The following is a 25615-nucleotide window of genomic DNA, read 5'->3' on the forward strand; positions in this document are numbered from 1 at the left end:
TGGAGAAGCCATGCGTGTCATGATCACGTGCTTTCCGGCGCCCGCTCACTTCTGGCCGCTCGTACCCTACGCGTGGGCGTTGCAGAGCGCGGGTCACGACGTGCGGGTGGTGGCGCCGTCCGGGTTCCCCTCCCCCTCCGGCATCATATCCACGGACTTCGCGCAGCGCGTCACCGAGTCCGGCATCGTCGCTGTACCCTGTGGGCCGCAGACACCGCTGGCGGTACACGATTGCGACGACCCGGGCTGGGCCGACGTGCTCCCGAACCCGGACGAGACCGAGCGATACGTGCGGGCGTTGTCCGTGCACGAGCGCGTCGAGCGTGACATGTGGGACGTCTTCTACCACTACGCGATCCTCGCCATCCGGAACTACCAACCGCCGCGGCCGCGCGAGGACATCGACGACATCGTCGCTTTCGCGAAAAACTGGCGCCCGGATCTCGTGCTGTGGGAGCCGTGGTTCCCCTGCGGCGCGGTCGCGGCCAAGGCGAGCGGAGCGGCCCATGTCCGTACCCTCATCTCTCCCGACTACACAGCGTGGGCCCACGAGCGGTTCGTGAGCAGGGGACTGCCGAGCATCCTGGCGGAGGCGATGCAACCGCTGGCCGAGCACCACGGCGTGACGGTCGACGACGAGCTGTTGATGGGGCAGGCGACGCTCGATCCGATCCCCGCGGGCATGCGGCTACCCACCCGGACTCCCACCGTTCCCGTCCGGTACCTGCCCTACAGCGGCGGGAGCGTGTCCGAGCGCTGGTTGCGGGACGAACCGACGCGACCGCGAGTGGCGATCAGTCTCGGGGTCTCCGCCCGGGCCGTCGACAAGGGCGACAGCACGGGCCGGATCCCGGCGCTGCTCGAGGCGGTGGACGGGCTGGACGTCGAGGTGATCGCAACCCTCAACAAGGACCAGCTCGCCGACCAGGTCGGGACGCTGCCGGACAACGTTCGCGCCATGGACTACGTCCCCTTGTCACAACTGCTGCCGACCTGCTCCGCGCTGGTCAACCACGGGAGCTTCGGGACCGTCATAGCTGGTCTCGCCAATGCCGTACCGCAGATAGTGTGCGACACCGACGAGCCGACGAGGCACTTCGGCCGCGCGACCCCGGACGGCATCGAGTGGGATCGAACGTCGCCCAAACAGGGCTACTCGACCCTCACATCGAACTACCTGGCCAACCGGGGTGCGGGGGGCCGGCTCGACCACCAGAAGCAGTCGATCTCCGAGATCCGCTCGATGCTGCGTCGTGTCGTCGAGGACCCCGAAGTGCGCGACGCCGCGCTCCGGCTTCGGGAGGAGGAGTGGGCGTCGACACCGACTCCCGCACAACTCGTGCCGTGGCTCGAGAAACTCGCCCAAGAACGCTGATGGTGGATCTCGACTCCCGGGAGTGATGCGCCCCGGGTTCTGTGCAGGCTCTGCTCTCAACGAGGATGCAGAGCATGCCGGCGCCGAAGAAGTACGGCGACGAGCTCGCGGTGGTCGTCGACTATGTCGACGGCCACCGCGAGCGGGTTGTCGGGGGGAAGCTCGGGGCGGCCAGGAATCGCGCGCCAAAACCCGAACCGACAAGCCCTCGATCCTCGAGTCCCGCCGGATCGCCGCGAACAAATCGACCTTGCTCCGTTGCACGTTGCGCCTCCACGGTCAACCGCGACGGCATCCTCCTCCGATGACCTTTCAAACCACGCTGGGCGTGCTGGTCTGGTCGCAATATCGAAGACGCAGCCTGCGTTGGCGGCTGGAAGACTCATAGGGTAGGGCAGGCCGGAGCGGCATGGACTTGTGCAGACCGGCAGTCCTGCCGCGCCGGGGAATATTCCGATGGGAGCTTCGAGATGGCCTCTACACTGCCAGAGACCTTTCTGAATCAGGTTCGCCGGCGGCCCGAAGCGGTTGCCGTGCGGTCAGCCGACGGGTTTCTGACCTTCGATGAACTGAACCGCCGGGCCAATCGCTTAGCCAACCTTCTGATCGAGCGTGGAGTGGAAGCGGAGCAGCCCGTAGCGGTATGTTCCGGCCGGTCGTTCGACCTGGTCGTTGCGACACTCGCGGTGATCAAGGCGGGCGCCACGTATGTGCCCCTGGCCACGACGATGCCGCCGGAGCGACTGCGGTCGATCAGCGACCAGCTCAAGGTGCGGATGGTCATCACCGACGGTTCGACGCCCGCGGCCACGCTGTCCAGCTTCGGCGAGGTGATCCCGGTCAGTGACGCTGAACAAACGCAAGAGTCCGAGCCGGTGGTTTCGGTAGCTGAGGACCAGCTTGCCTACGTTCTCTTCACTTCAGGATCGGGTGGCGCGCCCAAAGGTGTCGGAGTTTCTCACCGCAGTGTGATCGGGCTCATCGAAGACCAGACCTGGAACGATCCAGTGTTCAGTCGGATTCTCATGATCGCGCCGTATGCATTCGGAATGTCCACGTTTGAATTGTGGGCACCGTTATTGCGCGGTGGAGAAATTGTACTGGCGCACCCGGGCGAATTCGACATCGATGCGCTGCGCGATGATCTCAGGCGGGGCGGCGCGACCGCAGTTCACTTGACATCGGGGCTCTTCAGGCTCGTTGCCGAGGAGGATCCTACCTGCCTTTCATCCGTGCGTGAAGTCATGACCGGTGGTGACGTCGTCTCGCCGGAGGCGGTGCGTCGGATCCTTTCCGCAAATCCGGATATCCGGGTCAGGGTGATGTACGGACAGACTGAGACCACTCTGTTCGCCACCCAGCTGCCGTTGACGCAGCACGCGCAGGTCGGTGCTTTCGTCCCGCTCGGTCAGGCTCTCGATGACAAGCGACTTCACGTGCTCGACGAGAGCTTGAACCGAGTAGCCGAAGGTGGGGTCGGCGAACTGTACGTTGCGGGCGGCTGCCTGGCGCGGGGGTATGTCGAGCGCCCGGATCTCACTGCGGAGCGGTTTGTCGCGGACCCGTTCGGCGCTCCAGGCGAGCGGATGTTTCGTACCGGTGATCTGGTCCGGCAGACCGCCGGCGGCTCGCTCGAGTTTCTCGGGCGGGCTGACCAGCAGATCAAGATCCGTGGCTTCCGGGTGGAGCTGGGAGAGGTCGAGGCCGCACTTCGAACGCATCCGGCCGTGGCGGATGCGGTGGTCGTCGGCACCGCGAGCGACGAGGATCAGCGGTTGGCCGCCTACGTCGTCCCCGGTGCGGGCGGCGTCGACTTCGGCGAGCTGCGCACCCACCTGGCCAGAGCTCTGCCCGATTACATGGTGCCCGCCGCGTTCGCCGCCATCGACGCGATACCGGTCACCGTCAACGGGAAGGTGGCTCGAGATGCTCTCCCCGAGCCGGAGTTCGACCGGGCCCAGCAACATCGTGCGCCGCTCAGCCCACGTCAGGAAACGCTGTGCGCCATCTTCGGCAAGACCTTGAATGTCGACCAAGTCGGCCTCGACGACAGTTTCTTCGATCTGGGCGGTCAATCGCTCCAGGCGGCGCGACTCGTGTTGCGCATCGAGGCTGAGCTGGGCGTGAAGCTCAGCGTAGTGGAGATCTTCGATGTCCCCACCGTCGCGCTCATTGACCAGCACATCACCGCGCTTCACGGCGACCAGGTCGCCAGGGCGAGCTAACAGGACAGGAAGGATTCCGAATATGTCGAATCCGTTCGACCGCGAGGACGGCCAGTTCGTCGTGCTGGTCAACGAAGCCGGTCAACACTCCCTCTGGCCCGAGTTCGTGGCGGCGCCCGCGGGCTGGCGGGTGGCCCTCGCTGCGACAGATCGCACGTCCTGTCTGCGTTACGTCGCGACGAACTGGACCGACCTCCGCCCACGTGGTGCCGGCCGCAACCAGGGTGTGGCGTGATGGCGGTCGAGCAGAACTCCGTCTACACGGGCATGAGGGTCGACCACGTTCGGTTCTTCGTCGAGGATTCCGCATCAGCGGCGGACCTGTGGACCCGAGGCTATGCCTTGCCGGAGTTCCAGCGGATCGAAGACGGCCGAAGCCGCACCGTCGGAGTTGGGCGCGATGACATCCGGCTGCTGCTCACCGAGCCGCGTGTCCCGGACCACCAGGCCGCCATCTACCTCTCCCGACACGGAGACGGAGTCGCCGACATCGGGCTCGGCGTGGCCGACGCTCGGACTGCGTTCCACGAAGCGGTACGTCGCGGCGCTGTACCGCTACACGGGCCGACCGAAGATGACGGGGTCGTGACGGCGAGCATCTTGGCCTTTGCGGATGTCGCCCATACCTTCGTGCAGCGCGCCGCGAGCGGACCGCTTCCCCCGGCCGGTTCGCCTTCCGCGCGTGACATCGGCGCTGCTGCTATCGACCACTTCGCTGTCTGCCTGCCCGGCGGGCAGCTCGATCCCACCGTGGCGTTCTACGAAGAGGTACTCGACTTCCGCGTCGTGTACGAGGAGAAGATATTCGTCGGTAGGCAATCCATGAATTCCAAGGTTGTGCAAAGTACCTCCGGCGCCGTCACCTTCACTCTGATCGAGCCGGACTTGGCCAAGTCGCCAGGCCAGATAGACGCCTTCCTGCGTGACCACGTCGGTGCGGGGATCCAGCATGTGGCGCTCCGGGTGCCGGACATCGTGCGGGCGGTCGACCAGGTCCAGGCGGCTGGTGTTCAGTTCCTTTCGACGCCCGGACGGTACTACGACCGTTTGGATGAACGGATCGAGCTGGAAAGGCATTCGGTAGAAGATCTGCGCGTACGTGGCATTCTGGCTGATGAGGACCATGACGGGCAGCTGTTCCAGATCTTCGCCAAGTCGGTCACCCCGCGCAATACCTTCTTCGTCGAGCTGATCGAACGCCTTGGCGCGACAACCTTCGGGAGCGGAAACATCAAGGCGCTCTATGAGGCGGTCGAGCAAAACCAAGGTGCAGTCGAGGACGCAGCATGAGCGATGACACGTTTCCGCCAGCGCCGCGCCATCGGCGTTGAGGTCCTCGCACCTCCCCATCAGCGGTCAAGTCTTCGGGGGCGCCGGGCGGCCAATCCTCCTGGGCCATCAGCGGCAGAGGCAGGAAAGTCATACCCGGCACCCCTGGGTGCCGCGAACCCCTACGACCGGCCCGAAACACCTGGCAAGAAGGTAAGAAACCATGACGACCATGGACACTTCGACCGGCGCCGGCGAGCGGTGGCCGCTGTCAGCGAATCAAGAGTTCCTGTGTGCCCTCGATCAGGGCGACGCCGAGGGGCCGTTCGGTCCTCGTCACCATATCGTCCACGGGTGGCGCATCCATGGACAGGTCGACGTGCAGGCGTTGCAGCGCGCGCTCGATGACATCGTCGCGCGCCACGATGCGTTGCGCTCTGTGATCATCCGCGATCCGGAAGCGCGGTGCCAGGTCGTCCATCAGCCGACTCCCGCGGAACTGACCGTTCGGGATCTTCCAGGGATCGAGCCGGAAGAGCGGGGACGCCGAATCGACGCCTTGCTTGTCGAGGAGGAGACGGCCGACTTCGACGCATCCTCGGTACCGAAAATTCGCGCGGTCCTCAACCGGTTCGACGACCACGACGCCCTGCTCGTGCTCGTCGTGCACCACGCGGCCGCGGACGGGTGGTCCGTGCAGGTCATCTTCCGCGATCTCGCGGCCCGATATGCGACCCGGACCGGACACGGGGGCCATGAGCTCGCAGAGCCGCAGCAGTATCGCGACTTCACGACGTGGCAGCTTGCGAGATTGGGCGGTCCCGCCGAGAATTCGTCGCGTCGTTACTGGCAGGACAAGCTGCGCGGTGGGGAAACCCTGACCATGCCTGCGGACCGGCCGCGATCGATGGGCTTGCCGCAGACAACAGCCATGTACCGGTTCGAAGTGGACGCTGAGCTGATGGCCGGCGTGTCCGCGCTGGCCAGGGAAGTGCGTGGGTCCTCCTTCATGGTGCTCCTCGCCGCCTTCACGATCGCGGTCAACCGGCTGTCCGGAGCCACGGACATCTCCACCCCGACTTTGACGCCTGGCCGTGGTTATGGCCTTTACGACGAGGCAGTCGGTCTATTCTTCAATTTCGTACCGATCCGCGTGGATGTCACGGAATGCGCCAAGTATCGGGACGTGCTGCAGCTCACTCGAAACACCTGTCTGGAGGCGTACGTCCACGACATTCCGGCGATCCCGGGCGAAGCGCCCGAGTTCATGCGACCGATGTCGGTGGACAATGAGGTTCCGATCATCTTCCAGGTCTTTCCGTTTCCCTTCCCTGTCGACGGCACCCGGGTGGGAGACCTGGAGTACAGCGAGATCCGGCGGCGGTTCGGCTCACAATCACGCACGTCGGATATCCCGGACGGCGTATTGTGGACACTCACCATCGACACGACGGGCGAGCTTATCGGTAACATCGCGTACAAGGACGGGCTCGTTGACCGAAGCTCCATCGCGCAGTGGGTGAGCCGATTCCGTGCTGAACTGAAGAACTTGGTGACCGGGCCCGACGACGTGGTGCTGCTTCTGCGAAGTGCGTCGCGTAATTTGGTTGAGTGATTGGTGTAGCGGTGACGAGCCATGCCAGCAGGATCTAGCCCCCAGCCTCTCTAAGAGCGTGTCTTAGAGAGGCTGGGGGTGCTGGTGGAGCCGTTGGTTCCGGAGTTCCGGGCTCGCCGGCGGGGTGGCGGGACGGCGCCGTTGCCGGCTCGTGCGGTGTTCACCGCGATCGTGTACGTGTTGACCAGTGGGTTGATGCGGCATCGGTGCGTGCGAAAAGGGGGAATCGCCGACCGGGCCGAGTCCGGTCGACCGCGGCAAGCCCGGTTCGAAGGCGATCCCCGTGATCCGATTCCGCCGTGGCCCACGTCGCCGCAAGCCTGGCGAGCTCCACGCGGACAAGGCCTACGACCCATGCTGAACTACCCGCCTGGGCCCCGCCGGCGCGGCGTCCGGATCGCCCGCAAGGGCATCGAGACCAGCGAGAAAGTCATGGCTGAGCTCGGGATCGAGGGCATCAGCCCCGCGCACGTTCGAAGGTCCGCACCACGGTGACCGACCCGGCGGCGTCGTTCCCGCCGGACCTGGTGGCCCGTCGTTTCGACCAAGGGCGGCTGGACGCATTCCCGCCGCGTGCCCGGGCAGCTCGCTGCCCGGGCGGACTCGAGAGGAACTCCGGCATCGGCCGTGGCCTTGCCGGGGCAGACCCTGGCGAGACAGACCAAGGACCCCGCACGTCACCAGCTCACGGACGAGCGGGAAGACTATTTTCCCGGCAGGCTACCCTGCGCCAGAACCCACAGCCCGCGCCGGGCTTGTCGCCGACGGAACCCGGCCCGGACTGTGTGCCTGACCGAATTCAACTACTACTGTCGACTACGCTGCGGCGCGCGAGTAGTTGTCTCGCTTATACGCCAGGGTCACGCCATCGAAGACCGGCAGCATGCTCAGGTCGACCCGGTCGTCGTCGCATAGTGCGGCGTTCAGCGCGCGGAGTGAGTCCGTCTCCTGGTCGCTGATGTCGGGGTGCGCCACCTTGCCTGACCAGAGCACGTTGTCCAGCACAAGCAGTCCGCCCGGCCGGAGTAGTTCAAGGCATCGTTCGAAGTAGTCGGCGTAGCTTTCCTTGTTGCAGTCGATGAACGCGAAGTCCACAGTGCCGGCGGCACCGTCGGCCAGCAGTGCGTCCAAGGTCTCGACGGCGGGACGGATTTCCACCTGGATACGGTCGGCGACCCCGGCCCGTTCCCAGAAAGGGCGGCCGATCTCGGGCCACTGCGCGTTGACGTCGCACGTGATGACGCGCCCATGTGCGGGGACGGCGCGGGCCATGGCCAGCGTGCCGTACCCGGTGAACGTCCCGACCTCGACGACGGTGGTGGCCCCCGTCAGCCGGACGAGGAAGCCGAGCAACTGCGCTTCCTCTGGTGGAGTCAACATGCCGTGCTCGAACGAGAGCCGCACGGTGGCCGCCCGCAGTTCACGCGCGATGTCGTCTTCGCGAAGGGAAACATCCCGCACGTACTTCTGGATTTTATAGTCCAGTACCAAATTGCGGAGCACCCGGTTCCTCCTGATCTCGGCGATGGCGTGTGGTGAGTTCAGCTCGCGATGCCCAGTTCCAGTTGAGCGAGTTCACGGGGGGCGATGGTGGCCAGATAGATGTGCACTCCGGCATGCGTATGCAGGGTCGACATATCCCGCCAGATCCGCTCGAGCCGTTCGCCCGCACGTACGGCGCTGGTCCCGGCGGTGGGATACAGAATGTCGGATACCGTGGTCCAGGCCATCCGTACGACCTCGCGGCTGATGATCGACATCCGGAGCTCCACCTCACGGGTGACATTCCCCTGCTCGGCCGTCTCATGCCATTGCCGCAGCACGTCCGTCATCGCCGCCCGTGCCGCCGCGATGCGTCCAGCCGCTTCGCCGTAACGGAGCTGAAAATCCGGGTCCTCGGCACGCGGTCCGAACGGCGGATACGTGACCGGACGTTCCCGCGTCAGCTCGGCGTAGACATCCAGCGCCGCGGTGGCCATGCCCACGGCCAGCGCGCCGAGCTGAAAGGTGAACGGGGCCACCACGCTGCCGCCGTACAAGGTGCTGCGATGCAACCGAAGCCCTGGCGTTCCCCCGACGACGGAGATCATTCCCATATGCGTACCAGGCAGCGCGTAGTACGCCGGGATATGCGCCTTCTCGACTTTGACGCTGTGCGAGCCACTGCCTTTCAGGCCAAGCTGGGAACCCCAGTCGTCCAGCCGCCGCCACTGGTCCCTCGGCACGATGAACATCAGCTGCTCGGGCGGTTCTCCGTCCGCTCCCGCGACGAAGGTCTGGCCGACGAAATGAGTGGCGTAGGGCGAGCCGGAGGCATAGCGGAACACGCCGTCCACGATCCAGCCGCCGTCTTCGGCAGGCTCGGCGAACCCGGCCGGCCCGATGACTCCCGGGCAGATGAAGTCACCGCCCGCGAACAGCTCATTCTGCGCTTCTTCGCCATAAACAGCAGCAATCAGATGGGCGTGGGACGCCCCAAAGGTGTACATCCACGCCGTCGACGCGCACCCCCGCGCGAGCCTTTCAACCACCTGCATGTGAGTGTCGATACCGAATTCGTAACCGCCGTATCGCCGCGGCACCATTAGCCGGTAGAAGCCGGATTTGAGCAGCAGTTCATGCGTGTCGAGCGCATAGAATCCGCGGGCCTCCGTCTCCTCCTGTCGGTCGACGAGCGTCTCGGCGATCCGTTCGGCGCGGGCCAAGACTTCGTGCTCGGTCAGGCCCGGCTCTGGCGGAAGCGGATAGTCCTTCGCCGAGGTATCCATGGCGGCAGTCATGTGCTGACCCTCCTTCCATCGAAACATGATCACGTCAGCCAAGCAGGGCGCGGCTTGCCGCGCCGATGTCGGGGAACGAGGCGAGGTCCGGCACCTGCCAGCCGTTCAGGTCATATTCGGCAAGGCAGCGGTCGACGAACGCACGATAGCCGTCGAGCTTGCCGTCGCCGAGTTGCCCGCGAAGTAGTTCGGTCCTGGTGTTTTCGTGGTTACCGGTATAGTTGCGCTCGTAGAGTTCGTGCCTGCCGCCGAATTCGGTGCCGACCGTGTCCCAGAGCAGTTTCATCACCTTTACCCGCTCGACGGCATCGACCCCGTTCGATCCGCGCAGGTACTTGTCAAGGTACGGCCGGATGTCATCGTTGTGGAAGTCCTGCGCGCTGGAGTTGAGGTAGATCAGTCCGCTCGCGACATCTTGCAACACGATCTCCCTGATCCTCGCGTAGCCGATCTGGGAGAACCAGCGGTAAGCCATGGCGTAGTCCGGGTTGGGCAGGACAGCGCCACCCCGCCACGGCACCGGGTTCCGCGCTGCGGCGTCGGACAGCCCCCAGAACAGATTGCGCCAAGCGAGCACTTCCCCTAGTCGCGTCTGTACCCCGCGGAACTCGGAGACCCCGGTGATGTCCAGCGCCTTGGCCAGCAGGCCGGCGATGAACTCCAGTTTGACCGCGAGCCGCGTACAACCGTGGAACATGGCGCGCTCGTTGAACCCGGAATACCCGGTGAACATGCCGACCTTGGCCGTATCCCCATAGATGAACACGTTTTCCCACGGGATCAGCACCTTGTCCAGCACCAGCACGCTGTCGTTCTCGTCCAGCCGCGAGGACAGCGGGTAGTCGAACGGGCTGCCGGTCAGCGCGGCCGAGGCGGCGTACGACTGGCGACAGATCAGTTTTTGGCCAGGGGCGTTCATCGGCACGGTGGCGACAATGGCGAACTTGCGGTCTTTGATGGGCAACCCGGTGTGGGCGATGAAGTTGTAATGCGTGAGCGCGGAGTTCGTCGCGACGACCTTCGCTCCGCTCACCACCAAACCGCTGTCGGTCTCCCGCTCGACGTGCACGAACACATCGGCGACCTCGTCCGGCGGCCGGTTCCGGTCCACCGGCGGATGTACGAAGGCGTGGTTCCAGTACAGGACCTTCTGCTGTGACTCCCGGTACCAGCGCTTCGCATTGTCGGTGAACGGCTTGTAGAAGTCGGCGTTCGCGCCGAGCGTGCCGAGGAACGACGCCTTGTAGTCCGGACCACGGCCCATCCAGCCGTAGCTCAGCCGTGACCACGCGGCGATGGCCTGTTGGTCGGCGATCAGATCGTCCGCGCTGTGCGGCGTGGTGAAAAACCGGTGCGTGTAGCCGCCGGGGCCGCCGGCGTCGGTTTCGGTGGTCAGCACGTCCCGATGCTCCGGGTCGTGCAGTGCGTCGTAGAGCCGGGCCGTCATGCGCGCCGAGTTGCGGAACGCGGGATGTTCGGTGACGTCCTTGACCCGGTCGCCATAGAGGTAGATCTCGCGGCCGTCGCGGAGACTTTCAAGATATTCGGCGCCGTTCAGCGGCCGGGTCTGTTCGGTCATCGCGTTCTCTTTACCTCTCAGGCCGCGGTGCTCTGCGTGGCGTCGATAGGTGCCGAGGGACCGGCCATCCGCTCGTCCGACCCGGCGCACGTCCGCTCGACCTGAGCGGAGAACAGGTCCCGAATGGAATCGGCTGACATCGCATCTCCTGTGCCTGATGGGTTCTGACGTGCGGCCTCGGTTCCGGCCGGACATGGCGGCGCGGTCCTGGCCGACACCACGGCTGGGCCGCTTTGCTCGCGGTGACGCCACGTGACGCCACCGACCGCCACTTTCGTGGGAATGTCTCCTCAATCTCGATCGAGGTCGAGGAGACACCCGCTCCTAGCTGTTGACAGGGCTCGTCTGCCTCGACATGACCCGCCAGTCGCCGTCCTTCTTGACGAGCACCCACAGCGAGCGAGCCAGGTCTTCCGGTTCGATGTCGTCTTGGCCCTTCTTGACGACACCTCCCTCGGTGACCGCGATCGCCACCGAGTCGGTCAGCAGGCGGACCTCCTTCGGCTCGTCGGTCAGCCGGGTTCCCTGGAAACCACCGGCGAAGGCGTCGGCCAGGTACGCGCGGATGTCCTCACGGCTGCTCAGCTGGGCATCGCCCACGAGCATGCTGCCGTTGTCGACGAACAGGTCGGCGATGGCGTCGGCGTCGTTCGCGTCCCACCCGGCCCGTACGCGCAGCTGCGCGGTCACCACGGCACCCTCGACCCCATTGGGGTAGGGGCCGTAGTGCGACGCCCACTTCTTCGCACCCTCGACGAGGGCTTCGGCGTTGCTGCTCATTGGTTCGTCCTCCAAGCGAGTCTTGTCAGGTGTTTTGCTGGTCGCGGCGGATTACCAGCGCAGGGTCGCGCCGCCGCCACGCGGGCTGTTCTGGTAGGCGGCGAGCTGCCACTGGCCGTCCCGCTTCACGACGACCCAGCTCGACAGCACCGCCAGTTCCGGCGCGATCTCGGTCTCCCCGGGCGCGAGAATCCCGCCGTGCGTCCGGAACACGGCGACGTCGTCGGTGACGAACCGGAAATCGACCGGTCGTCCCGTCACGCCCGTTCCCTTGAACGGACCGGAATAAGCGGCCGCCATGAAAGCCTGGATCTCTTCGCGGCCGCGCTTGTAGACGTCGCCGGGAAGCAGCATCACACCCTCTTCGGTGAACACCTTCGCGACGTCGGTCGCGTCGTTGCGCGACCACGCCTCGATCAGCCGCAGCGGCACGCCAAGGGCTTCCTTCTGCTTCTCGCCGGTGAACTCGCCGTAGTAGGCGTCCAGGGCGTCGCTGGTCGCCTCGGCCTCATGAATCGCGGTCATTGAACGTCCTCTCGAAATCAGGACACGCACTTCCAGTAATGGCCTGTCGATTATGGTTGCCGGTCACGGGCCCGGCCGTCTCCTCGCTTGCCGACCCGCGTCCGCCCGCAGCTCCGCCAGGTCGCCGACGGTGCGTACCGTGGCGACCTGGCCCCGAACGCGGCGGCCACCCCGGCGAAATCCGTGCCGGGGGACTCGATCGTCCGGGGATCGGCCCCGGCGCCCCGTCGCGAGCACCGATCGCGTCGGCGGATCCGGCCGTGTTCATGTCGAACGGGCGTGGGCCGCCGGTCGGCGCATCGTCGCAGATGACGATCACGGAGCTGCGATGTTTCACCGCCTTGCTCAACGTCGTGGCGGTGTTGGGAAGACCGGCTCCATGCGTGGTGGCGCAGACCGCGGTCTCGCCGGTGGCCCGGTAGCAGGCGTCGGCCATCGCCCCGCCTTCGTGCCGGGCGGCCACGTAGTCGACGCCGTGCCGGATCAGGCCGGCGCCGCCACGGGCGAGCTCCCTCACCAGAACGGACACCAGGTCCGCCATGTCCCGCGTCCCATCGTCGATGAATGGTCTATGTGGGACCACGTTCGCAGCACCCGCGGAACCGGTGCATCTCCCTGGCTGCTTCCCGCAGGGCGATCGGCACGAGAAGCGCACGGTCGGAGACGCCCTGGTGAGAACCGTGCTGTGACGCTTGACCACGTGAATGGGCCACTGACCGGGCGACGAGTACGTCGAGAGCTGCCGTGACGGCAGGAGATCCACCTCTACGGCGACCGGGTGAGGGACGTGACGACCCATCCTGGTGCTGGACAAGGTGTGCCCAATCCGGACTACGGGATGGCCTACCGCATGGTTGTACGGCCAGCTCGATTGCTGCCCGCGACAACAGCGATTCTCGCACGATTCCTGCGCGGCCACGGCCGGGGCATTATCAGAGAAATCGTGCGTCGCCAATAGGCCGTGCGTTTCGGACGATATGGAAGGTAGTCCATGACCAGCTTCGACGTTCCGCGCATTCTTGCGAACGCCAGGACGGTGGCCGTATGTCGGGGCGGACGGGATGCGCGAACGGCGGGAATGTGGTGGTCCTGATGGGTGCCGAGCGGGTCGCGATCGTCGGGGGTCGGGCTGTGTTATCCGGACGCCGACTCGCCGGGTGAGCTGTGGGAGAACGTGCCGGCGGGGCGCCGGGCTTTCCGGCGGTTGCCGGACGAACGGATGAACAGCCGGGAGCACCAGGACGGCTGGGCCGTGCTGGCCGCCGGCGGGGCGAAGATCGCGACCTGGGCGACGATGGTGCACGACAGGCCCGCCCCGTTCGCGGTTTCCGTGCTCGCCGGGGACCAGCAGGAGGTGGCGCGGCACTTCGCCGACTCGCGGCGGCCGGGCCCAGTTCGACGCCATCGAGTGGGTGCGCGGCCCGCGTGCCGGTACCCCGCTGGTCGCCGGTGCCCTGCCTGGTTGGAATGCGAGCTGGTCAAGGTGTACGGCGGGGCGACCACTCGATCTTCGTCGGCGAGGTGCTCGAAGCCACTCGCGGCGTGGCTGATGGCCGGCTCGGCCGGGGCATCGTGGGGAGCGACCTCGTCGCCGAAATGGAACGCGAGTGGGCGCGGCGAGGCCGCGAGAACCACGACGTCCGGGCGGACCGGATGGCCGCCTGATGAGTTCCGACCCGGCCGAGCACTCGCGGCCGCTCAGGCAGCGGCACGGCCTGCTGCGCGCGGAGATCGTCGCGGAAAAACGGAAGGCGGTCGAGCGGAATTCGGCATACCACTTCCATTCTATCGACAATCCAGCGACACACTATGGTGGGCGAGTATATTCCGATCGGCCGAACTGATAAACCGATAATGCCGAAGGTGGGGGCGTTTGTCGTGACACGGAAGCCTTTGGGACAGTTGGCCAATTTCTCGTTGTTGTCGGCGGACGACAACGACATGATTGCAGAATCGAACGATACGGCCACGGAATTCGCCGATTCCGAGCGGTTGCTGCACGAATTGTTCCACCGCGCCGCGTTGCGGCACTCCGAAGAGCCGGCGGTCATCCACCCGGGCGGGCAGCTGACCTACCGGCAGCTCGGCGACCGGGTGAACAGGCTCGCCGCCCGGCTGCTCGCGACGGGTGTGCGGCCCGGTGACGCCGTCGCGATCGTCATGGACAAGGGGTGGGAGCAGGTCGTCGCCGCGCTCGCGGTGCCCGCGGCGGGCGGGTTCTTCGTGCCGGTGGATCCGCGGGTGCCGCGGGATCGCTTGCACCACTTGCTCGACCACGCGGGCGCCGCGATCGTGGTGACCCAGCCCTGTCTGGTCGAAGGGGTGGACTGGCCGGACGGCGCCGTCGTGCTGGACGTCCCGGACACCGAGCCGGGCACGCGGGAGCCGGTGAGCACGCCGGACCGGGGCCCGGACGACCTCGCCTACGTGATCTACACCTCCGGCTCGACCGGTGCACCCAAGGGCGTGATGATCAACCACCGCGGTGCGGTGAACACCTGCCTGGACATCAACGAGCGGTTCGGGGTCACCACCGGGGACCGCGTGCTCGCCTTGTCGGCGCTGACGTTCGACCTCGCCGTGTACGACGTGTTCGGCGTGCTGGCCGCGGGCGCGACGATCGTGGTCCCGGCGCCCTCCCCGGCACCGGATCCGGACTACTGGGCGGAGTTGACCCACCGGACCGGGGTGACCGTGTGGAACTCCGTGCCCGCGCTGATGGAACTCGCGGTCGCCGCGGCACGGCCAGGGGCATTGGCGAGTCTTCGCCTCGTCATGCTGAGCGGGGACTGGATCCGCGTCGGGCTCCCGGCCGATATCGCACGCGCCTGCCCGGACGCCAAGGTCATCAGCCTCGGCGGTGCCACGGAGGCGTCGATCTGGTCGATCCTCCACGAGATCGGCGACGTCGACCCCGCATGGACGAGCATTCCTTACGGGCGGCCGATGGCGAACCAGACCTTCCACATACTCGACAAGGCGATGTCCCCCTGTCCGATCGGTGTGCCCGGTGATCTCCACATCGGCGGGGTCGGCGTGGCGATGGGCTACTGGAATGCCCCGGAGCTGACCGCGGCGAGCTTTGTCGACCATCCGGAGACCGGCGCTCGGATCTACCGCACCGGTGACCTCGGGCGGTACTTGCCGGACGGGACGATCGAGTTCCTCGGCCGGGACGACTTCCAGGTGAAGATCCAGGGTTTCCGAATCGAGCTCGGCGAGGTCGAGGCCGCGCTGCGGCAGTGCACGGGGGTGGCGGACGCGGTCGCGGCGGCCGAGGTTGGCGACGGTGGTGCGCGGCTGGTGGCCTTCGTCCGGGGCGCCGACGGGCTGGATCCCGAGCAGCTGCGTGCGGATCTGGGGCGGACGCTGCCCGCGTACATGGTCCCGTCGAGTGTCGCCGTCGTCGGCAGCTGGCCGCTGACGGGGAACGGGAAGGTGGACCGGGCCGCCCTGGTGCGCGGGCACCTCCCGGTCGCGGAGGGCGGTGGGGAGCCGCGGGACGCACTCGACGAGCTGCTGGCCGAGCTGTGGGCCGACACGCTCGACCGGGACGCGGTCGGCACCCGCGACAGCTTCTTCACGCTCGGTGGCCAGTCACTGCTCGCCGCCCGGCTCGTGATGGCCATCAACGCGGTTCTCGACCTCGAGGTGCCGGTCCGGGCGCTGTTCGAGGCGCCCACGGTCGTCGCCTTCCGGGACTGGCTCGAGGTCAAGCCGGAGGTCGACGCAGACGCGCTGCTCGGCACCGCGGAGGCGTTGCTCGCCGACGGGTACGAGATGGACGACGACGAGAGCGCGGCTCGATGACCGCCTCGCCCAGGAGGCGTCCCGCCGCCGTGCGTGCAGCCCTGCGCAAGGCCGCCGCCGGGACCGGCGTCTACCCCGACGAGCAGCGTCTCGTGCCGTCCGCCGGCCAGGAACGGCTGTGGTTCCTCGACCAGCTCTCCCCTGGCAGCCCGGCCTACAACGTGCCGCTCGCGTTCCGGCTGAGCGGCCCGCTCGACGTCGCCGCAATGGGCCAGGCCCTCGCCGCGGTCGTCGCGCGGCACGACTCACTCCGCTCGAACATCGTCGCCGCGGATGGCACGCCGGTGCTCACGATCACCCCGGACCACCGGGTCACCATCGCCGTCGACGACATCGGCAGCGACGCCGCCGGCGAGCAAGCCTGGCTCGGCAGGCACATCCGGGCGCCGTTCGACCTGGGCCGCGACCCGCTCGTGCGGGCCCGGCTCGCCAGGTTCGGCGCGGATCACCACCTGCTGCTGGTGGTGATCCACCACGCCGTGTGCGACGGATGGTCCCAGGACGTCCTGGTTCGCGAACTGTCCACTGCGTACGATCAGCTTGTCCGAACTGGACAGACGAACCTGCCGCCGGCGCCGGCACAGTACCCGGACTTCGCCGCGTGGCAGCGGGAGCGGCTCGCCGAGCGCAGCGCGGCCGAGCTGGCTCACTGGCGCGAGCACCTCGCGGGTGCGCCGGAGTCGCTCGAGCTGCCGACCGACTTCCCGCGCCCGTCCGCCGCCACCCTGCGCGGAGACGACCTGCCGGTCACCGTGTCCCCGGAGACCTCGCGCAAGCTGCGGGCCCTCGCCCGGGCCGAGGGCACGACGCTGTTCCCGGTGCTGCTCGCCGCGTTCCAGACGCTGCTCGCCCGCTACACCGGCAGCCGCGACGTGGTCGCGGGCACGCCCATGGCGGGCCGGGTCCGAGGTGGCACCGAGGATGTGATCGGGTTCTTCGTCAACACGGTGCCCTTGCGGGTCGACGTCGGCGACGCGTCAGTACGGGAGCTGGTGACCCGCTGCCGGGAAGCGACGCTCACCGCCTACGAACACCAGGAACTGCCCCTCGAACTGCTCGCCGACCGCGTGCGCGGCACCGGGCACGACACCCTCGTCCGCGCGCTCGTCCAGCTCGACGACGCACCACGCGTGCTCGCAGCGGGTGGCGCGGAGTGGACGCCGGTGGCGGTCACCAACGGCGCCGCCCGCTTCGACCTCGACTTCATGGCGGTCGACGGCGGGGAGCTGACCGGGCGGCTACGCTACGCCCGTGACCTGTTCACCCGGGCGACCGCGGAGCGCATGGCGGGTCACCTCGGTCTGGTGCTCGCGGCGTTCGCCGAGGACCCCGACCAGCAGGCGCTGCATATTCCACTGTGGACGGACGAGGAGCGGGCGCTGGTCCGCGCCGCCAACGACACCTCGGTGCCGGCACCAAGCGCGTGCCTGCACGAGCTGGTCTCCGCGCAGGTGGCGAGAACTCCGGACCTGATCGCCGTCGCCGACGAGCACACCGAGCTGACCTTCCGCGAGCTCGACCGGCGGGCCAACCGGCTCGCTCACCGGTTGCGCGAGCTCGGTGCCGGACCGGACATCCTGGTCGGGGTCTGCCTCCCGCGATCGACAGAGCTCGTCGTGGCCCTGCTCGCGGTCCTCAAGGCAGGTGCGGGCTACCTGCCGCTCGAACCCGACCTCCCGCCGGTACGGCTCGCGCGCATGGTCGCGGATGCGCGCCCGGTCGCGGTCGTGACCGAGACCGAAGCGACCCGCGCACTGCGGAGCACCGACCTGCCCCCGGTCGTCCTCCTCGACCGCGACGACCTCACGAACCTCCCGGACGAAGCACCCGGCACCGGCGTGACACCGGATGCCACCGCATACGTGATCTACACCTCCGGCTCGACCGGGTCGCCGAAGGGAGTCGCGATCCCGCACCGGGCCGTGGTGAACCACCACCTCTGGCTCGCCGGCGAGCTGGGCCTCGACCGCGCCGACGTCGTCCTGCAGAAGACACCGTTCGGGTTCGACGTCTCCGTCTGGGAGCTGTTCCTGCCGCTGATGACGGGAGCGCGCATGGTGCTGGCCCGTCCCGGAGGGCACCGCGACCCGCGCTACCTCGCCGAGCTGATCGACGACGCGGGCGTGACCGCGGCGCACTTCGTGCCGTCGATGCTGCGGACCTTCGTCGACGCCACCGGAGTCCCCGCCGGCACGAGCCTGCGCGTGCTCATCTGCAGCGGTGAGGCGCTACCCGGTGACCTGCGCGACCGGGTGCTCGCCGAGTTCGACGGCTCCCTGCTCAACCTATACGGCCCGACCGAGACCACGATCCACAGTACCGGCGCCTGGGCGTCCACAACGGACCGTGGCGCGGTCGCGTCGATCGGCCGTCCGATGTGGAACACCACGGCGCACGTGCTCGATCCCGACGGCAGGCCGGCGGGGTTCGGGCTGCCCGGCGAGCTATACCACGGCGGGACCGCGGTCGGCCGGGGTTACCTGCACAAGCCGGGGCTGACCGCGGAGCGATTCGTGCCCGATCCCACCGTGTTCGGAGGCCGGCGCTACGCGACCGGCGACGTGGTCCGCTGGCGGCCGGACGGCACGCTCGAGTTCCTCGGCCGCACCGACCACCAGGTCAAGGTCAACGGGCAGCGGATCGAACCGGCCGAGATCGCGACCGCCCTCGCCGCGCACCCGGCGGTGGGCGAGGTCGCGGTGCGCCCGGTCGCCGACCGGGCGGGCACCACCACACTCGCCGCGTACCTCACCGTCGCCGGTCCGGCGCCCGGACCGGCGGAGCTGCGTGCCCACCTCCGAGAACACCTGCCGGCAGGCTGGGTGCCGCAGCACTTCGTCGTGCTGGACGCACTGCCGCGCACAGCCAACGGCAAGCTCGACCGGGACGCGCTCCCCGCACCCGAACCGGCACCGGCGAGCAGCACGCCCCTCCGGACCGATGGCGAGCGTGCGCTGGCCGGAATCTGGGCCGAGGTGCTCGGCAGGGCGGACATCGGCGCCGACGCCCGCTTCTTCGACCTCGGCGGCCACTCACTCCAGTTGATCCAGATGGTGGCGCGGCTCGAGCGCGCGACCGGGGTGCGGGTTCCGGTGCAGATCGCGTTCGAGGCGGCCACGCTCGCCGACCTCGCCCAGTACGTCGAGGCGCAGGCCGGTGGCGAGAGCACGCCGCCGGTCCGCGTGTCGCGTCGAAGCGGCACCGACGCGCTGTCATACGGCCAGGAACGGCTGTGGTTCCTCGACCGGCTGGTGCCCGGCTCCCCGGCCTACAACGTGCAGCTGGTGCTCGCGCTGCCCGAACTACTGGACGTGCCCGCACTGCGGGCGGCACTCACCGAGGTCGTGCGCCGCCACGAGATCCTCCGCACCGTCTACGACGACACCGACAGCGGCCCGGTCGGCCGGTTGCTGCCCGCCGAGCCGGTGCCACTTCCGGAGGTGGACCTGACGGCGCACGCGGACCAGGACGGCGCGGTCCGGGCCGCGGCCGACACCCAGGCACGGCTCCCGTTCGATCTCGCCACCGGACCGTTGCTGCGGGCCGAGTTGCTGCTGCGGGCCGGTCGGCCGGTGCTGGTGCTGACGATGCACCACATCGTCACCGACGGCTGGTCGCTCGGGCTGCTCGTCGACGAGCTGGCCGGGCTGTACCACGGGCGCACGCTCGCCGAGCCCGCGCTCCAGTACGCCGACTACGCCGCGTGGCAGCGGGACCGGATGGCGGGCGAGCGGCTGGACCGCGAGCTCGACCACTGGCGGTCCGTGCTGGACGGGGCACCCGCGATCCTCGACCTGCCGGGCACCGGCGTCCGGCCACCCGTGCCGACCTACCGCGGCGGCATCCGGCGGTTCACGCTCGACGCCGGCCTCACCTCGGCGGTGCGTGCGGTGGCCATGGCGCACGGCGCGACGCCGTTCATGGTGCTGCTGACCGGGTTCACGCTGCTGCTCGCCCGGTTCGGCGGCAAGGACGACCTCGTGGTCGGCACGCCGGTGGCCGGGCGTACGACCTCGGAACTGGAGGACGTGCCCGGCTTCTTCGTCAACACCGTCGCGCTGCGCGCCGATCTGTCCGGCGCCACGACCTTCGCGGACGCGCTGACGGTCGTGCTGGACGCGGCAGTCGCCGCCTACGAGCACCAGGACGTGCCGTTCGAGAAGGTCGTCGAGGCGGCGGCGCCGCACCGGGACCTCGCCCACCAGCCGTTCCACCAGGTCATGTTCGAGCTGCACACGCCCCGCCCGGCCGGCGAGACGTGGGCCGAGGTGTTGCCGGTCGGCGTGTCCAACGACACGGTCAAGAACGACCTGACCCTGGTCGCCACCGACTCGGGCGACCGGTTCGACTGCGGGCTCCGGTTCGCCACCGACGTGTTCGCCGGTGCGGAGGCGGACGTCCTTGTCGAGGGATGGCGCACCATCCTGGCCGCCATGGTCGCCGACCCGTCCGCACCGCACGCCGACGTGTCGCTGCTGACCACGGCGGGACAGGCCCTGCTCGACCGCGCGGGCGACACCGCCACACCGGTCCCCGACACCGGAGTGGCCGCGCTGGTCGCCGCGCGGGCGGCGCTGCACCCGGACGCGGACGCGGTGGTGTGCGGGGACGAGGTCGTGACGTACCGGGATCTGGACCGCCGGGCCGCCCGGCTGGCGGGCCGGCTCATGGCATCGGGCGCCGGACCCGAACGGCTCATCGCGGTGCGGCTGCCGCGCGGCGTCGACCTCGTCGTCGCCCTCCTCGCCGTCTGGCGCACCGGAGCGGGCTTCGTCGCATTGGATCCGGAGCTGCCGCCGCGGCGGGCCGCGGACGTGCTCGCCGACGCACGGCCCGACCTCGAGCTCACCGAACTGCCCCCACTCGAGGACGGGCCCGAGCCGCCGCCGCGGCTCGTCCACCCGGACGGCCGCGCGTACGTCGTCTACACCTCCGGTACGACCGGCACCCCGAAGGGCATCTCCGGCACCCACCGCGGAGTCGCCAACTACCTGGCCGATCTGAGCCGGGCCGGTCTCGTCACCGCTGCCGACACGGTGACGGCGTTGACCACCGTGTCCTTCGACGCGTCGCTGCGCGACCTGCTGCTCCCGCTCGCCGTCGGCGCACGCGTCGTCCTCGTGCCGGGCGGTGCGGCCGATCTCGACGCGGTTGCCGGCGCCATCGCCGAGACGACGGTCGTGCCCGCCGTCGTGCCGTCGCTGCTGCGCATGCTCACCACACGCGGGAGGCAGTGGCCGGATCTGCGGACCGTGCTGGTCTCCGGTGAGCCGCTGCACCCCGAGGACGTGGCCGCGGTGGCGGCCGTCGCGCCGAATGCGGCCGTCTACAACATGTACGGGCCCAGCGAAACGACCATGACCACCACCCGCCACCGCGTCCGGCCCGGCGCGACCGACCGGATCCCGGTGGGCACGGCGATCGGCAACACCCGGGTCGAGGTGCTCGACGAACGGTTGCGCCCGGTGGGGATCGGCATGCCGGGCCGCGTCTTCATCGGTGGCGCGGGCCTCGCACGCGGCTACCACCGGCAGCCGGGGCGCACCGCCGAGCGGTTCGTTCCCCACCCCACCAGGGCCGGGGAACGGTTGTACGACACCGGTGACCGCGCCCGGTACCTGCCTGACGGGACTCTGCAGTACCTCGGGCGCACCGACCACCAGCTCAAGGTCAACGGGGTGCGCATCGATCCGAGCGAGATCGAGGCAGCGCTGTGCGCGCACCCCGCGATCGCCGAGGCCGCGGTGCACGCACCCGGCGGCAGGCTGGTGGCGTGCGTGGTGCCGGCGGGCATTTTGCCCACGCCCCAGCGCATCCGCGCCGATCTGGCCGACCGGCTGCCCACCACCCACCTCCCGGCCGGTTTCGTCCCGCTCGACCGGCTCCCGCGCACCACGACCGGGAAGATCCGCCGCGATGCGCTCCCCGTACCCGCGGCGGAGGCGGTGACCGACCAGCACCCGCGCGACGGTGTCGAGGAGCTGATAGCCCGCGTTTGGCGCGACGTCCTCGACGTGCCGGAAGTCGGGGTGCACCAGGACTTCTTCACCCTCGGCGGACATTCGCTGCTCGCCGCACGGACCGTCGCCGGGCTACGGGAGTCGCTGGGCGTACTGCTGCCCGTGCGTGCGTTGTTCGAGAGCCCGACTGTCGCGGAGCTCGCGACGCGGGTCCGTGACGCGGAAGCCGACCCGCTGCCCGAACTCGTGCCGGCTTCGGGCGAGCCGGTGCTGACCGCCGCGCAGCGTCGGTTGTGGTCCCTGGAACGGAGTTCCGGGCGGTATGCGTGCTACAACGTGCCGATCGTCCGGCGGCTGCGCGGCGAGCTCGACCACGACGCGCTGGCGACGGCCCTCACCGGGCTCGTCGCACGGCACGACGCGCTGCGGACGGTCTTCCCCGCGCACGGCCCGCAGCTCCGGCCGCCCGCGCCGGTGCCGCTCGAGGTGGTCGACGTGGCTCCCGCCGACCTGGCAGGTGCGGTCGCGGCGCGGACCGGGCAGCCGTTCGACCTGGCGGCCGGGCCATTGCTGCGTGCGACGCTGCTGCGGCAGGGCCCGCGGGACCACGTCCTGTGCGTGGTCATCCATCACCTCGTCGCCGACGGGTGGTCGGTCGGCCTGGTTCTCCGCGACCTCACCGCGCTGTACCAGTCCACTGTGGAGCTTCCGTCGGTCGCGCGGTACGCGGACTTCGCCGCGTGGCAGCGGGCGTATCTCACCCACGAGTTCGTCGCGGCCGAACTCGACCACTGGCGTCGCGAACTCGCCGGGGCCGGCACGCTGTTCGAGCTGCCACCGGACTACCCGCGGCTCACCGGGCCCGCCCGGCCGGCCCGTGGCAGGGTGACCCGCACCCTCACCGCCGGGCAGAGCGCCCGGGTCCACGAGCTGTGCCGCCGGCTGCGGGCGACACCGTTCATGGTGCTCATGGCGGCGTTCCAGGCCGCGCTCGGCACCCGGTTCGGCCGGGACGACTTCACGGTCGCGGTGCCCATGGCCAATCGCGACCGCCCGGAGCTCGACGCGATCGTGGGGTACGTCGCGAACATGGTGGTGCTGCGGGCCGATCTGACCGGCCGGCCGGACTTCGCCACGCTGGTCGACCGCACGCGGGGCCGGGTGCTCGACGCCCATTCCCACCGCCACCTGCCGTTGGAACTCCTGCTCGACGAGCTGGCGCCCGACCAGGCCGCGAGCCACGCGCCGCTCGCGCAGGCGCTGTTCAACATGCAGGACTTCCCGCACCGCGCCGTCGAGGTTGCCGGACTGGAGATCGAGCACACCGGCCTGAACGAGGTCTGGGCCCGCTACCCGATCACGCTGTTCGCGCACGACCGGCCGGGAGGTGTGTTCCTCGACCTGATCTACGACCAGGAGCTGTTCGACCCGGGCCGGGCCGGGTCGCTCCTGGACACGATGGTGACAGCGACCGAGGCGGATGGCGATGACCTTGCTGCGTAACGGCCCGTTCGTGCGCCTGTGGACGGGACAGACGATCTCCGAGTTCGGCTATCACCTCTCGCTGGTGGCGTTGCCACTGGTCGCGGTGATCCAGCTCGACGCGACGGCCACCGAGATGGGGCTGTTCGTCGGCATCGGCATGGCACCGATGGCGTTCGCATGGCCGTTCTTCGGGGTGCTCGCCGACCGGGTCGACCGCCGCCGGATGCTGGTCGCGACCTACACCGGCCGCGCGGTGCTGCTCGGTTCGCTGCCGGTCGCGGCGCTACTCGGCCTGCTCTCCATGCCGTGGCTGATAGCCGGGTACTTCCTGGTCAGCACGCTGCACGTGGCGTTCAGTGTGGTGTCGCCCTCGCTGCTGCCCGCGCTGGTGAGCGGGCGCGAGCTGGTGGACGCCAACAGCAAGCTGGAATTCACCCGTTCCGCCGCGATGATCGTCGGTCCGTCGATCGCCGGGTTCCTGGTGGAGTTGCTCGGCGCCGCCAACACCGTCGCCATCGACGCGGTCTGCTACCTGGCGGCAGCCGGGTTGATCGTCACCCTCACCGTGCCGAAGCGGGCGGGGGCGGCGGAAACGACCGCGGCGCCCTCGGCGGCCTCGGTCTGGCGGGACATCCGCGAAGGCCTGTCGACCGTGTTCGGCGACCGGCTGCTGCGCCCGATGGCGATCTCGTCCGGGATCATGAACGCCTTCTTCTACATCCGCACCCCGATCCTCGCCCTGTTCGTGCTGGAGGACCTCGGTTTCTCGGCCGGGAGCCTCGGGCTGATCCTGGCCGCGGCCGGGCCGGGGGCGCTGGTCGGCTCGTTCGTCGTGCGCAAGGTCAACGACCGAGCCGGCCTCGGCACCACGGTGACCTGGGCGGCGTTCGTCGCGGGCGGGCCGGTGCTGATCGTCCCGCTGGTGCCGGACAACAGCTGGTGGAGCCTGGGGTTGCTGATCCTGTCGACCTTCACGGTGAGCGCGGGGGTGCAGACCTACAGCATCAGCCTGGTCAGCGCGCGGCAGATCATGACACCCGACCACCTGCTGGGGCGGGTGAACGCGACGTTCCGCTGGGTCGCCTGGGCGGCCACCCCGGTCACCGCGGTGGTGAGCGGGCTGCTCGCGGAGCTGTTCGGGCTGCGCGGGGCGATCGCGGTCGCGGGCGCCGGACTCCTGCTTCCCGCCCTGTTCCTGGCGTTCTCACCAGTCCGCGGCACCCGGATCGTCCCAGGCCTGGCGGGACAGCCGTCATGACGCTCGCCCACGACGACATGATGCCGCTGGCGGAGTACCTGGGCGCCCACCGCACGGCCATCGAGGAGGCGGCCCGGCGGCTGCGGTTCCGCATCCGGCACACGCCGCTGCACGCGCTGCCCTGCGGGACCCGGCTCAAGCTCGAGTCGACGCAGGTGTCGGGGTCGTTCAAGATGCGCGGTGCGTACAACGCCCTGCTGCGGCTGCCCGGTCACCCCGCGGGTGTGGTCGCCCCCAGCTCTGGCAACCACGCCAGGGCGGTGGCCACCGCCGGGCGGGCGCTGGGCATCGCGGTGACGGTCGTGGCACCGGAGAACGTACTGCCCACGAAGCTCGCTGCCGTCCGCGACCTCGGCGCCGAGGTGATCACCCACGGCGTCACCTTCGGCAACCGCGACGGGCTGGCCCGCGCGATCGCCGCCGAACGCGGCTGGCCGTTCGTGCACTCTTCCGACGACTGGGACGTCATCCATGGTCAGGCCACAGTCGCCGAGGAGATCATGGCCGCGGTCCGGGATCTCGCGACCGTCGTGGTGCCGGTCGGCGGTGGCGGCCTGCTCGGCGGTACCGCTCTCGCGGTCAAATCCCGCGCCCCGCACGTCGCGGTCATCGGGGTGGAGCCGGAACGGGCCGCGGACGCCGCGGCCAGCCTGCGCACCGGCCGGCTGCACCGGCTCCACGGCGAGGCCGACACCATCGCCGACGGGGCCCGGGTGGCGAGCCTCGGCGAACGGCCGTTCGAGGTCGTTGTCGGCAGGGGGCTGGTCGACGACATCGTCACCGTCTCCGAGGACAGCATCCGCACCGCGTGGCACGCCATGGCAGACGTGCCGGCCGAACCGACCGCGGCGCTGCCGCTCGCCGCGCTGCTCGACAGAGCGGTTCCCGCCGGCACCGGCACGGTGCTGGTCATCAGCGGCGGCAACGTCAAACGCCCCGCATCGGAGACGTGAG

At 68.9% G+C, this 25615-nt stretch carries 17 protein-coding genes and 2 pseudogenes; 12 read left to right on the forward strand and 7 right to left on the reverse strand.

Going from position 1 to position 25615, the window contains the following annotated elements:
• The first annotated feature begins 10 nt into the window (after positions 1–10).
• From ACWEF6_RS22550 to ACWEF6_RS22575, 6 genes and pseudogenes are all read left to right on the forward strand, one after another.
• Entirely contained in the window at positions 11–1375 is a 1365-nt protein-coding gene (locus ACWEF6_RS22550) for a nucleotide disphospho-sugar-binding domain-containing protein (protein ID WP_449684757.1), read from the forward strand.
• Between the two features lie 470 nt (positions 1376–1845).
• Positions 1846–3600: an amino acid adenylation domain-containing protein gene (locus ACWEF6_RS22555; RefSeq protein WP_449684758.1), complete on the forward strand. Its 1755-nt coding sequence runs from the start codon at positions 1846–1848 to the stop codon at positions 3598–3600.
• A 22-nt stretch (positions 3601–3622) separates the two neighbouring features.
• A complete protein-coding gene (locus ACWEF6_RS22560; RefSeq protein ID WP_449684759.1) occupies positions 3623–3835 on the forward strand; it encodes an MbtH family protein in 213 nt (70 codons plus the stop codon).
• Positions 3835–4890 (forward strand): 4-hydroxyphenylpyruvate dioxygenase, encoded by a 1056-nt coding sequence (gene hppD / locus ACWEF6_RS22565; protein WP_449684760.1) that lies wholly within the window; start codon positions 3835–3837, stop codon positions 4888–4890. Before ACWEF6_RS22560 ends, hppD begins: the two co-directional genes overlap by 1 nt.
• A 202-nt stretch (positions 4891–5092) precedes the next feature.
• Positions 5093–6484, forward strand: coding sequence for a condensation domain-containing protein (locus ACWEF6_RS22570; RefSeq protein WP_449684761.1), 1392 nt, complete (start codon positions 5093–5095; stop codon positions 6482–6484).
• A gap of 191 nt (positions 6485–6675) precedes the next feature.
• Positions 6676–6916, forward strand: a pseudogene (locus tag ACWEF6_RS22575) (IS5/IS1182 family transposase); the annotation flags it as partial.
• A gap of 384 nt (positions 6917–7300) precedes the next feature.
• Here the strand turns inward: ACWEF6_RS22575 and ACWEF6_RS22580 are convergent.
• The 7 genes from ACWEF6_RS22580 to ACWEF6_RS22610 all read right to left on the reverse strand — a co-directional run bounded on the left by ACWEF6_RS22580 (position 7301) and on the right by ACWEF6_RS22610 (position 12689).
• Complete coding sequence (locus tag ACWEF6_RS22580) at positions 7301–7987, reverse strand: O-methyltransferase (protein ID WP_449684762.1); 687 nt, start codon at positions 7985–7987, stop codon at positions 7301–7303.
• Positions 7988–8025: 38 nt separating this feature from the next.
• Positions 8026–9264: an acyl-CoA dehydrogenase family protein gene (locus ACWEF6_RS22585; protein WP_449684763.1), complete on the reverse strand. Its 1239-nt coding sequence runs from the start codon at positions 9262–9264 to the stop codon at positions 8026–8028.
• A gap of 34 nt (positions 9265–9298) precedes the next feature.
• On the reverse strand, positions 9299–10843 hold the full coding sequence (locus tag ACWEF6_RS22590) for a 4-hydroxyphenylacetate 3-hydroxylase family protein (RefSeq protein ID WP_449684764.1): 1545 nt from the start codon (positions 10841–10843) through the stop codon (positions 9299–9301).
• Positions 10844–10860: 17 nt separating this feature from the next.
• The gene (locus ACWEF6_RS22595; RefSeq protein WP_449684765.1) at positions 10861–10983 is read right to left on the reverse strand and encodes a hypothetical protein; all 123 of its coding nucleotides are present in this window, start codon (positions 10981–10983) and stop codon (positions 10861–10863) included.
• Positions 10984–11167: 184 nt separating this feature from the next.
• On the reverse strand, positions 11168–11623 hold the full coding sequence (locus ACWEF6_RS22600) for an SgcJ/EcaC family oxidoreductase (RefSeq protein WP_449684766.1): 456 nt from the start codon (positions 11621–11623) through the stop codon (positions 11168–11170).
• A gap of 51 nt (positions 11624–11674) precedes the next feature.
• A complete protein-coding gene (locus ACWEF6_RS22605; protein ID WP_410610134.1) occupies positions 11675–12148 on the reverse strand; it encodes an SgcJ/EcaC family oxidoreductase in 474 nt (157 codons plus the stop codon).
• The gene (locus tag ACWEF6_RS22610; protein ID WP_449684767.1) at positions 12132–12689 is read right to left on the reverse strand and encodes a thiamine pyrophosphate-binding protein; all 558 of its coding nucleotides are present in this window, start codon (positions 12687–12689) and stop codon (positions 12132–12134) included. The genes ACWEF6_RS22605 and ACWEF6_RS22610 overlap by 17 nt, the downstream gene beginning before the upstream one ends.
• A gap of 551 nt (positions 12690–13240) precedes the next feature.
• On the opposite strand from ACWEF6_RS22610, the pseudogene ACWEF6_RS22615 reads away from it, so the two are divergent.
• The 6 genes and pseudogenes from ACWEF6_RS22615 to ACWEF6_RS22640 all read left to right on the forward strand — a co-directional run.
• Positions 13241–13385 (forward strand): annotated as a pseudogene (locus ACWEF6_RS22615) (beta-ketoacyl synthase N-terminal-like domain-containing protein); the annotation flags it as partial.
• Between the two features lie 230 nt (positions 13386–13615).
• Complete coding sequence (locus tag ACWEF6_RS22620; RefSeq protein WP_449684797.1) at positions 13616–13813, forward strand: DUF6222 family protein; 198 nt, start codon at positions 13616–13618, stop codon at positions 13811–13813.
• 276 nt (positions 13814–14089) lie between these two features.
• The gene (locus tag ACWEF6_RS22625) at positions 14090–15958 is read left to right on the forward strand and encodes a non-ribosomal peptide synthetase (protein WP_449684768.1); all 1869 of its coding nucleotides are present in this window, start codon (positions 14090–14092) and stop codon (positions 15956–15958) included.
• A 29-nt stretch (positions 15959–15987) separates the two neighbouring features.
• The gene (locus tag ACWEF6_RS22630) at positions 15988–23421 is read left to right on the forward strand and encodes an amino acid adenylation domain-containing protein (protein ID WP_449684769.1); all 7434 of its coding nucleotides are present in this window, start codon (positions 15988–15990) and stop codon (positions 23419–23421) included.
• Entirely contained in the window at positions 23405–24661 is a 1257-nt protein-coding gene (locus ACWEF6_RS22635; RefSeq protein WP_449684770.1) for an MFS transporter, read from the forward strand. Before ACWEF6_RS22630 ends, ACWEF6_RS22635 begins: the two co-directional genes overlap by 17 nt.
• The gene (locus tag ACWEF6_RS22640; protein WP_449684771.1) at positions 24658–25614 is read left to right on the forward strand and encodes a threonine ammonia-lyase; all 957 of its coding nucleotides are present in this window, start codon (positions 24658–24660) and stop codon (positions 25612–25614) included. Before ACWEF6_RS22635 ends, ACWEF6_RS22640 begins: the two co-directional genes overlap by 4 nt.
• The last annotated feature ends 1 nt before the right edge of the window (position 25615 follow it).

The organism is Amycolatopsis sp. NPDC004772 (assembly GCF_053601215.1).

What these genes read in the sequence shown, in the direction of transcription:
- ACWEF6_RS22555 (WP_449684758.1), top strand. Translation starts at nt 1,846, where the DNA reads ATGGCCTCTACACTGCCAGAGACCTTTCTGAATCAGGTTCGCCGGCGG.
- ACWEF6_RS22635 (WP_449684770.1), top strand. Translation starts at nt 23,405, where the DNA reads ATGACCTTGCTGCGTAACGGCCCGTTCGTGCGCCTGTGGACGGGACAG.
- ACWEF6_RS22605 (WP_410610134.1), bottom strand. Translation starts at nt 12,148, where the DNA reads ATGACCGCGATTCATGAGGCCGAGGCGACCAGCGACGCCCTGGACGCC.
- hppD (WP_449684760.1), top strand. Translation starts at nt 3,835, where the DNA reads ATGGCGGTCGAGCAGAACTCCGTCTACACGGGCATGAGGGTCGACCAC.
- ACWEF6_RS22595 (WP_449684765.1), bottom strand. Translation starts at nt 10,983, where the DNA reads ATGTCAGCCGATTCCATTCGGGACCTGTTCTCCGCTCAGGTCGAGCGG.
- ACWEF6_RS22620 (WP_449684797.1), top strand. Translation starts at nt 13,616, where the DNA reads ATGCGAGCTGGTCAAGGTGTACGGCGGGGCGACCACTCGATCTTCGTC.
- ACWEF6_RS22610 (WP_449684767.1), bottom strand. Translation starts at nt 12,689, where the DNA reads ATGGCGGACCTGGTGTCCGTTCTGGTGAGGGAGCTCGCCCGTGGCGGC.
- ACWEF6_RS22585 (WP_449684763.1), bottom strand. Translation starts at nt 9,264, where the DNA reads ATGACTGCCGCCATGGATACCTCGGCGAAGGACTATCCGCTTCCGCCA.
- ACWEF6_RS22570 (WP_449684761.1), top strand. Translation starts at nt 5,093, where the DNA reads ATGACGACCATGGACACTTCGACCGGCGCCGGCGAGCGGTGGCCGCTG.
- ACWEF6_RS22640 (WP_449684771.1), top strand. Translation starts at nt 24,658, where the DNA reads ATGACGCTCGCCCACGACGACATGATGCCGCTGGCGGAGTACCTGGGC.
- ACWEF6_RS22590 (WP_449684764.1), bottom strand. Translation starts at nt 10,843, where the DNA reads ATGACCGAACAGACCCGGCCGCTGAACGGCGCCGAATATCTTGAAAGT.
- ACWEF6_RS22600 (WP_449684766.1), bottom strand. Translation starts at nt 11,623, where the DNA reads ATGAGCAGCAACGCCGAAGCCCTCGTCGAGGGTGCGAAGAAGTGGGCG.
- ACWEF6_RS22560 (WP_449684759.1), top strand. Translation starts at nt 3,623, where the DNA reads ATGTCGAATCCGTTCGACCGCGAGGACGGCCAGTTCGTCGTGCTGGTC.
- ACWEF6_RS22550 (WP_449684757.1), top strand. Translation starts at nt 11, where the DNA reads ATGCGTGTCATGATCACGTGCTTTCCGGCGCCCGCTCACTTCTGGCCG.
- ACWEF6_RS22625 (WP_449684768.1), top strand. Translation starts at nt 14,090, where the DNA reads ATGATTGCAGAATCGAACGATACGGCCACGGAATTCGCCGATTCCGAG.